Annotated in this window: 13 protein-coding genes; 9 read left to right on the top strand and 4 right to left on the bottom strand. The window is 36.6% G+C overall.

Translation table 11 applies throughout. The features are described from left to right. Positions 1 to 164: 164 nt before the first annotated feature. Genes ACFILY_RS08610 through ACFILY_RS08600 form a run of 3 tightly spaced genes read right to left on the bottom strand, consistent with a single transcriptional unit; the run spans position 165 to position 1847 of the window. Positions 165 to 683: a hypothetical protein gene (locus tag ACFILY_RS08610; RefSeq protein WP_375637855.1), complete on the bottom strand. Its 519-nt coding sequence runs from the start codon at positions 681 to 683 to the stop codon at positions 165 to 167. Further along, a complete protein-coding gene (locus tag ACFILY_RS08605; RefSeq protein ID WP_375637856.1) occupies positions 680 to 1711 on the bottom strand; it encodes a DUF1376 domain-containing protein in 1032 nt (343 codons plus the stop codon). Before ACFILY_RS08605 ends, ACFILY_RS08610 begins: the two co-directional genes overlap by 4 nt. After that, positions 1704 to 1847, bottom strand: a complete 144-nt coding sequence (locus ACFILY_RS08600) for a hypothetical protein (RefSeq protein ID WP_375632884.1) — start codon at positions 1845 to 1847, stop codon at positions 1704 to 1706. Before ACFILY_RS08600 ends, ACFILY_RS08605 begins: the two co-directional genes overlap by 8 nt. A 70-nt stretch (positions 1848 to 1917) precedes the next feature. Here ACFILY_RS08600 and ACFILY_RS08595 point away from each other — a divergent pair, with 70 nt between their 5' ends. Then, a complete protein-coding gene (locus ACFILY_RS08595; RefSeq protein ID WP_208438211.1) occupies positions 1918 to 2562 on the top strand; it encodes a hypothetical protein in 645 nt (214 codons plus the stop codon). 166 nt (positions 2563 to 2728) lie between these two features. On the opposite strand, the gene ACFILY_RS08590 is transcribed toward ACFILY_RS08595, so the two are convergent. Beyond that, a complete protein-coding gene (locus ACFILY_RS08590) occupies positions 2729 to 3037 on the bottom strand; it encodes a helix-turn-helix domain-containing protein (RefSeq protein WP_375637857.1) in 309 nt (102 codons plus the stop codon). Positions 3038 to 3129: 92 nt separating this feature from the next. On the opposite strand from ACFILY_RS08590, the gene ACFILY_RS08585 reads away from it, so the two are divergent. From ACFILY_RS08585 to ACFILY_RS08550, 8 genes are all read left to right on the top strand, one after another. Beyond that, complete coding sequence (locus ACFILY_RS08585; RefSeq protein ID WP_015856266.1) at positions 3130 to 3429, top strand: helix-turn-helix domain-containing protein; 300 nt, start codon at positions 3130 to 3132, stop codon at positions 3427 to 3429. Positions 3430 to 3639: 210 nt separating this feature from the next. Beyond that, positions 3640 to 4014 (top strand): hypothetical protein, encoded by a 375-nt coding sequence (locus tag ACFILY_RS08580; RefSeq protein WP_375637858.1) that lies wholly within the window; start codon positions 3640 to 3642, stop codon positions 4012 to 4014. A 67-nt stretch (positions 4015 to 4081) separates the two neighbouring features. Continuing rightward, complete coding sequence (locus ACFILY_RS08575) at positions 4082 to 4531, top strand: antA/AntB antirepressor family protein (protein WP_375637859.1); 450 nt, start codon at positions 4082 to 4084, stop codon at positions 4529 to 4531. After that, positions 4524 to 5252 carry a Rha family transcriptional regulator gene (locus ACFILY_RS08570; RefSeq protein WP_375637860.1) on the top strand — a complete coding sequence of 243 codons (729 nt, stop codon included), beginning with the start codon at positions 4524 to 4526 and terminating at the stop codon, positions 5250 to 5252. The genes ACFILY_RS08575 and ACFILY_RS08570 overlap by 8 nt, the downstream gene beginning before the upstream one ends. 12 nt (positions 5253 to 5264) lie before the next feature. Beyond that, the gene (locus ACFILY_RS08565) at positions 5265 to 5669 is read left to right on the top strand and encodes a hypothetical protein (protein WP_375637861.1); all 405 of its coding nucleotides are present in this window, start codon (positions 5265 to 5267) and stop codon (positions 5667 to 5669) included. Continuing rightward, complete coding sequence (locus ACFILY_RS08560; RefSeq protein WP_273790346.1) at positions 5663 to 6046, top strand: hypothetical protein; 384 nt, start codon at positions 5663 to 5665, stop codon at positions 6044 to 6046. The genes ACFILY_RS08565 and ACFILY_RS08560 overlap by 7 nt, the downstream gene beginning before the upstream one ends. Positions 6047 to 6287: 241 nt before the next feature. Further along, complete coding sequence (locus tag ACFILY_RS08555) at positions 6288 to 7097, top strand: ERF family protein (protein WP_273790347.1); 810 nt, start codon at positions 6288 to 6290, stop codon at positions 7095 to 7097. A gap of 1 nt (position 7098) precedes the next feature. Then, on the top strand, positions 7099 to 7722 hold the full coding sequence (locus tag ACFILY_RS08550; RefSeq protein ID WP_273790348.1) for a lambda exonuclease family protein: 624 nt from the start codon (positions 7099 to 7101) through the stop codon (positions 7720 to 7722). Positions 7723 to 7937 lie beyond the last annotated feature (215 nt).

Genomic DNA, 7937 nt, shown 5'->3' with positions numbered 1-7937 from the left:
ATTCTCATGTTTTTAGTCCATAATTTTACCAATTGGTCTATTTACCTAAAATTTGACCGTACAGAGCGTTTTATATTGCAGATATGTTTTTAATCGTAAAATCTTTAAATCGCTTTGTACGGTGCCTTTTTGTCGATTTAAACACATACCTAATCGTAAAATGATCAGCACTTTTCACTAGTTTGCTGTGGACCAAAGCGTTTCATTATCCCACCAATGCCATTTAAAGTCTCTTCAAGCTCTTGCTTGTGAACAAGCGTTATAGGCGTTGAATGCTCTTTCGCTGCTTGTTCTTTCAACTCCTTTTCACGGAATCTCAAAACAGCATTGCGTACAAAATTGACTTTTCTCAAAAGATCGTTTTCCAAATCACGACACAACCTGACAAGTTCTCGTGTGCTCGGAAAAAACGTATCGGATAAACAATTTATTTCATCACATAAAATCCGTTTGACCACTGTCATCAGTGACCATGCAGAGACATTTTCCAAAACCATTCCATAGATCAACGCCATTCCCTCATGGTCTGATTGTTGTGCTATTTTCAAACCACACGACAGCATGCGAATTGCTTTTGCTATATCCTCTTTACCTGCTTTCACTGCGAAGAGCTCTTGCAATTGATCACCAGCCTCTAAAGCAATCGATTCCTGCTGTTTCGTTAATTGGCTGCCATCCTTCAAAACAAACGGACCGCTCGGAGGTATGTATCATCGCATGAATGTGTTTCAAAATACCCTCGATTTCCGATATCAAGGAGACTGTCTGCGATACGTTCCCCAATGCTTTTTTGCTTTTGAGTGTAATTTCCATTGTTTCCACCATTGTTGTTCGTGTTTTTCGTTTTTTCTAAAACCTCGATAGCCTTTCGCACCCAGTTTCTCCATGTTGCTTGCCAATCACGTTTGATAGCATTCTTTCCTGCACAGGCTTTCCAAAAATCTCGAAACTTTGCAATTTCGACTTTCACGCGCTCTGGAGGCAAGCCCTCTGCAATGGCAAAATCGTAATCGGGTTCAAAATCCGTAGGCAATCGACAACCGCGATTAGCTTGCGCTCGTTTTGCTTTTTTGGGAACGTTCTCTTGCTCGTGAATGGGAGGTTGGTTTTCTACACCCGTTGTGATTTGCTCTGATGTGGTCTCAACAGCAGCACCCTCTGTTGGCTTGTCAACCTGTTCGTTTGTTTCTAAACTTTCAGAACCAATTTCTTTTTTTGCTAAAACGTTAGTTTTAGTTTTTTTATATATATTCTTATTCTGGTTCTTTATAGCTTGATTTTGCTTAGCGTTTGCTTCAGCAAAAAAAACGTTTTGCTTGTCATTTGCTTCAGCAAAATTATTAACATGTTGTTTTGTATTATTTTTTGCTTGCGCACCTTTTTTACCAGCTTCACTACGAACTTGCGATATGTGCTCTTTTTTATCAGAAAAATCTTTTAGTTCTTCTTCAACGCGCGTATTCCACAATCCATTATCTGTCTCAACAAGTTTATTATTTCTCATGAGATATTCGACAATAGCTGCAAATTTTTTCTGCGAACAATGACAAACGCGTGCAAGCGTTTGAAAATCTGTTTTAAGTGGTTCTTTTTTTTCATACATGTAAACGAGAAGGGTTATATAAACCCCCCGTTGTTCAGATGTCATTCCATTTGTACCACTTATCCAGTCATACAAATGGAATCTTATCCATGGCATTGCATTAGACATGCGCGCCCCCTTCTTTCATTAAATATAAAATTGCTAAAGCATCTGCTTCGTTGTCGTCTTTAAGCGCATGCCCTTTGGAACATATCGCCCAGCCTGTCTTAGTACCTAGATCAAGACAGAGAATCGTGTTAGTCATTTGCTATTCCATTAAAAATTATTTTTACAAAGCCGTTCAACGGTAATTATTTTCGAAATGGGGGGAAAGAATGTTAACGATATTTGAATACTTTTCTATAATCTCTATCACTGCTACAACTATTCATGCTGGTGTTTCAGTTTGGACAGGATACAGAAAAAACAAACAACGAGCTCTAGGACCTAAATTACAAATTAATTATACAAAAACACTAGCAAACGTACCTTACGATCCAAATGAAAATCCCACATTCAAAGTAGATTTAACCTCCTACAATCCCACAAAACAAGCAATTAAGATAAATAATATTTGGCTAGATCCCAAAAGTCCGTTTCAATTTGTCGAAGCCGTCTATCCCAATCCAAATCCCGGAATTATTAGAGAACCAAGCATCAATATTCCTATAAAACCTAAACACATCAACTTAATGCACCCTAAGTTAAAACCGGAACCAGAGAGCACATTTGATCTATTTAATGTCGAAAGTAAGAATGAACTTACAATTTTACTGACTATTCAAGCTATGCAACCAAATGTAGTAAATCCTATAAACATTATTTTAGAACACACTTCCTCTAACTATCCCAATAAAACACTTAAAGCTTTTTATTGCATTGGCTTTTTTCGTTTTTCAGAGACGCAAAGATTGAATTTTTTGGCTAAGATATCCAAGACAGAACGTGCTCTATATCGTTCCCTCATTCGCGATAAATAAAAAATGAAATAAATAGCTACACACTAAAAACAAGCTGTAAGACCTAAATCTTTAGTTATCTTAATTTCCTTCCTCTATCTATTGTTGTACCAGTGAAAAAATACAATTATATTCAAAACGATAACCGATATGGACAGTAATGATATTGCTAAACCGTAATCCATTTTTATTTCCTTTCTTCATATTGAAGCTTCGTCATTTCATTTTGTTCACATGGCTTCATGCAAACAGTGGAACCATTGACAAAAGCAGGCGTTGCTTTTTCTTGTATTGCAGTAGTAAAATTTTCTTGATACCAATCACTAGGACTTACATAATTATCCGTAATCTTTGCTATTTGCTTTATTATCCTAGGCTGAGGAAATCTCTTCTTATTTATGTAACGCGCTATTGATGTCTGTGTAACACCTATAGAGGCTGCAAACTCAGCGTAAGTAATATTATTCTTCAATAAATATGATTTTAGCTTAAACATTCCCAAATCATACCATAGCGGTATTTTTAATGCAAGAGATTTTTACCGTATTGGTATTTGAAAGATAAAATTTTTTTTATAGGATAAGAATCATGAATAACTTAAAATTTTTCAGAGAGAAAATGGGCTTAAGCTCTAAAAAGTTAGCTGAATTAGCAGGTACGAGTCAACCACAGATTTTTCGCTTAGAAAATGGTCATCGGAAATTAACAAAAGAATGGGCTATACGTTTAGCACCTCACTTATCCGTTACCCCTAAACAATTGATGTTTTCAGAACAGGAGACAAATAACTTAGATGCACAAATAGAAGATATGCTCGAACATCTAAGTTATGATAACAAAGTTAAACTTCTTGATCTTCTTTCTTCATTTTATCAAGAAAAGAAATAATAAATTTCTTTTTTTCATCCTCTGTTAATTTTTTCCAAAACGCTAATATTTTTTCATCAATCAATAGATTTTTATCCATTATTTCACCCCTTCCAAATATAAAATAAAAAAAATAACCATTTTGGTATTGACTCAACACTACCATAATGGTATAAACATCTCATAAACCACGCACAAACAATCGCCAAGAGGCGTTAGGGAGGAAAAATTATGGAAAATCCAATTCTTATAAATTCTGATGAAATTTTATTAGTTGTCTATGATGATGATCAAAACATTGGTCGGTCTGGACCACTGGATAAAAGCCAAATTCTAAGCATTGTTGATGAGGCAGATGATGCAATCCAAATCTTTCGCATCAATCCTTCTGAAAAGAACTGTGAAGATATTTCTGAAGAGATCGCAGAGGCATATGTAAAAGAAAATATTGAACGTCTCGATGAAGATAGTGAGGTTCATTACTTTATACGTGAAAGTGATGTTTACAATAGACTTTTAGACGAGATCGCAGACGAAAAATATAATGATGAGATTTACGGTACTTACGAACAACAACACCGTTTGCGTCCTTGTGATGTGCTTTAAAAATTCTAAAGGGCGCTTTTAAAAGCGCCTCCTTTCATTCATCAATCCCATCAACATGAGGTTCGTAATGGAAAAGCCTATTGCTATCCAGCACAATACAATCAAACACGAAACCGTTCAAACGGTCAACGCTCGTGAATTGCATGAATTTTTGGAAATTGGGAAAGATTTCTCTACTTGGATTAAGGACCGTATTCATCAATATGAATTTGAAGAGGGAACTGATTTCATAAAAACACAAGATTTGCGGTCCCCAAAATTGGGGAGCGCAAAATCTAGAGCTGTTACAGCTATAGACTATCACCTCACATTAGACATGGCAAAAGAGCTCGCCATGGTAGAGCGTAATGAAAAAGGTAAACAAGCCCGTCAATATTTTCTGAAATGCGAAAAAAAAGCAAATTCAAAAATCGATTATTCAAATCCTGAAACATTAGAAGATTTCTTAAGACATCTAAGACAGCAAATTAAGCACAATGACAATGTTGTCACAACGAACGGAGTGAAGCATGCATAATTTTATCACAACATCTGAAAGAAATTTTCAAAACACAACAGTTCAAACGATGTCTAGTCGTGAAATTGCAGAGTTATGCGGTAAGCAACATGCGCATATTATGCGTGATATTCGACAAATGTTAGGAGAATTATATCCTGAAGGGGGTCAATCCAAATTTGGATCCACCTATTTAGATAAACAGGGTAAGCCCCAGAACTGTTACAACCTCCCTAAGCGTGAATGCCTTATCTTAGTTTCCGGTTACAGCATGACATTACGTGCTAGGATTATAGACCGTTGGCAAGAATTGGAAAAGCAAGCAGTAATACCACAAATCGACTACTCAAGCCCTCAAGTTATGCTTGGTGTTTTAACGTATCTCAAAAATGAAAATGAACAAAAAGATAACATTATTGCAAATTTAAAACCAAAGGCAATGGCTCTTGAAAGCTTACAGCGCCATAATGGACTCTTCGGTCTTACAGAAGCCGCTAAAATACTCGAGATGCAACCAAAACAGTTCATTCTCTTCTTACAGAAAAAAGGTTGGGTTTACAGACGAGCAGCAGGTGGAAATTTGCTTCCTTATCAAGACAAAATCCAAAAGAAACTTATGGATTGTCCAACCATCACACTTCAAACCGCAAGTGGAATAGAAAAAGTCATTCCTTGCGCAAAAATCACAGCAAAAGGAATTGGTGTGCTGTCTCAAGAGCTTAAAAGACAAACCATGCATTAAGAGGAGGTTATTATGATAAAAAAGAAGTACGAACTTACTGATGAGAAAGCTGAGTTTAAAGGGGTAACTCTTCACCGTATCCGCGCTTTAAGAGACTTTGGAGTTATTAAAAAAGGTAATTTAGGCGGCTTTATAGAACATGAAAACAACCTATCGCATCATGGTAATTGCTGGGTAGGTGGTAATGCATTCGTCTTATCTTGTGCTTGCGTTTACGATAATGCTCAAGTTTATGATGATGCTGAAGTTTATGGTAGTGCACGAATTAAACATAATGCATATGTTTACGGTTTTGCCGAAGTTTATGGAATGGCAACAGTTTCCGGTAATGCACGTATTTATGGCGACGCAAAAATTTATCGTGATGCGGATATTGATGGCGATAACGTCATGTCCACTGGAGAAAAAGCATGGTGAAAAAATACGAATTGACTAATGAAACCACCGATATTGTAAGTTGCCATACATTGTACCGCATTCGTGCTTTAAGAGATTTTGATGATGTTAAGGCTGGGGACCTTGGGGGCTTTATAGAAAATGAAAGCAATCTCTCTCATGATGGCAATTGCTGGGTCTATGATAATGCTTGTGTTACTTGGGGTTCAAAAATTTATGACAATGCAAAAATTTATAATAACGCCCGAGTATATGGTGGTGGTCGCATTTTTGAAAACGCACAGATTTACGGAAATGCAATTGTTTATCCCAATGCAAGAGTTTATGGCGACGCAAAAATTTACGGAGATTCAGAGATCTGCGGAGAAAGCCGTATCACAACAAACGAGAAAAAATAAATCATGTATAAATATGGAATTAAACCTACCTTGTGTGCACAGTTAGTTGTGAGAAATACTCACAATCTAGGTGAACTTTGTATCACTATCTCTGGGTATAAAGACGAGCCTTATGTAGATACCATAATTTCTGAAGACATAATGCAGCCTATAAAATCCAAACTCTAACAACCAAACCAACTTTTAACACATGCGTGATTCACGCCACGGGTGAATTGCGCTCAAATAGGAGGAAATCAAGATGAGTGAACTAAGTACCACACAAATGGAATTAGTGGAAAAAACGAACGATTGTGAAATCAAACCTACAGCTATGGAGCTTATTTTAGAAAGAGCTTTAGAAAATGATGTCGATATGGATCGTCTCAAGCGTCTTCTTGAATTGCGAGAAAAGGAGATAGAACGACAAGAGTGTCAAAACTTTGTCCGTGATCTTTCTGCTATACAAGTGGAATATAAAAATATCGAACAAAATGCCATTAATACACATACTAAAAGCCTCTATACAACGCTTGATAAATATATTGATGCTATTAAAGAACCTCTTGCAAAACATCACTTTGCCTTGTTCTCTCGTATCAAAGACCAGAGTTCAAATGACATAACTGTAGAAATGACTTTAAAGCATATATCGGGCAATGAAATATCAACACAAGGAACATTTCCCATTGATGCTACGGGAAGCAAAAATAACACACAAGCGGTTGGTTCTACTATAAGCTACGCACGTAGATATCTCTTAGGCATGCTTCTTAATGTTGCAAGAAAAGAAGACGATACAGATGGAATAACACTTCTTGCGGGTATCTCTTCTGAACAGATGAATGAAATCAAAGAATTAATTAAAAAAACACAATCTGAAGAAAGTAGGCTTCTCTCTTTCATAGGAGTAAAAAATCTAAAAGATATGTCTTTTAAACAAGCACAAACCGCTTTGTTTGCTTTGAAAAAAAAGCAGCGAAAGCAAATGAATAAAGCACAACAAGAGCAATTAGATGCACCTATACAAGATATTGAATATGCACCAACTCAACAACAAACGGCGGTGTGAAATGGAACAAAGAACAGCACAATGGTTTCAGGCCCGCTTGGGAAAAGTCACCGCTTCAAACGTTTACAACCTACTGAGTAAAACAGCAAAGGGAATGCCGACAAACAAATATGAAGACTACAAAATCAAACTTATAACAGAACGTTTAACTGGTGAAGTAAGCCAATCTTATCCAACGCCGGCTATGCAATGGGGCATTGAACATGAAGAAGATGCCTTGAAAGAATATGCATTTATTTATGATACAGAGATCATAGAGTGTGGTTTCATACAACACCCCACAATCAAAATGGCTGGTGCTAGTCCTGATGGGTTTGTTGGTGATGACGGTTTAGTTGAAGTCAAATGTCCACAATCACCAAACCATTTACGCTTCTTTATAGATGACACTATAAAGCCTGAATATAGCGCGCAAATACAATTCCAAATGGCTTGTACGGGACGAAAATGGTGTGATTTTATCAGTTATGACCCACGTTTTACGAGGCAATCAACATACTTACGCATGAAAATCAAACGCATTCACCGTGATGAAGAACACATTGAACAGATTAATCAAGCGGTCGAAGCTTTTTTAGCAGAAATAGAACAAGAGATGCAAAAGATTTTGACAAAAGCCGCTTGACGTTATGGGGGTGCTCTCTCCTCCCAGCACCCCCACCCATTTACCAAGGAAATTAAACGTGTGTAACACCAAACATATTATCATACAGCCTGCTAAAGATGAGGAATTTTGTTTTTTTACCATTGGCTATGAAGGTAAGTCCCTTGAGAATTATCTTAGTTGTCTCATAGAAAACAATATCAAAACTTTATGTGATGTTCGTAAAAATCCAATAA

This window comes from Bartonella sp. CL25QHWL (assembly GCF_042195335.1).
GTDB lineage: Bacteria > Pseudomonadota > Alphaproteobacteria > Rhizobiales > Rhizobiaceae > Bartonella.
Note: the sequence above shows the minus strand (reverse complement) of the source record. Positions and strands in the feature narration are given on the sequence as shown.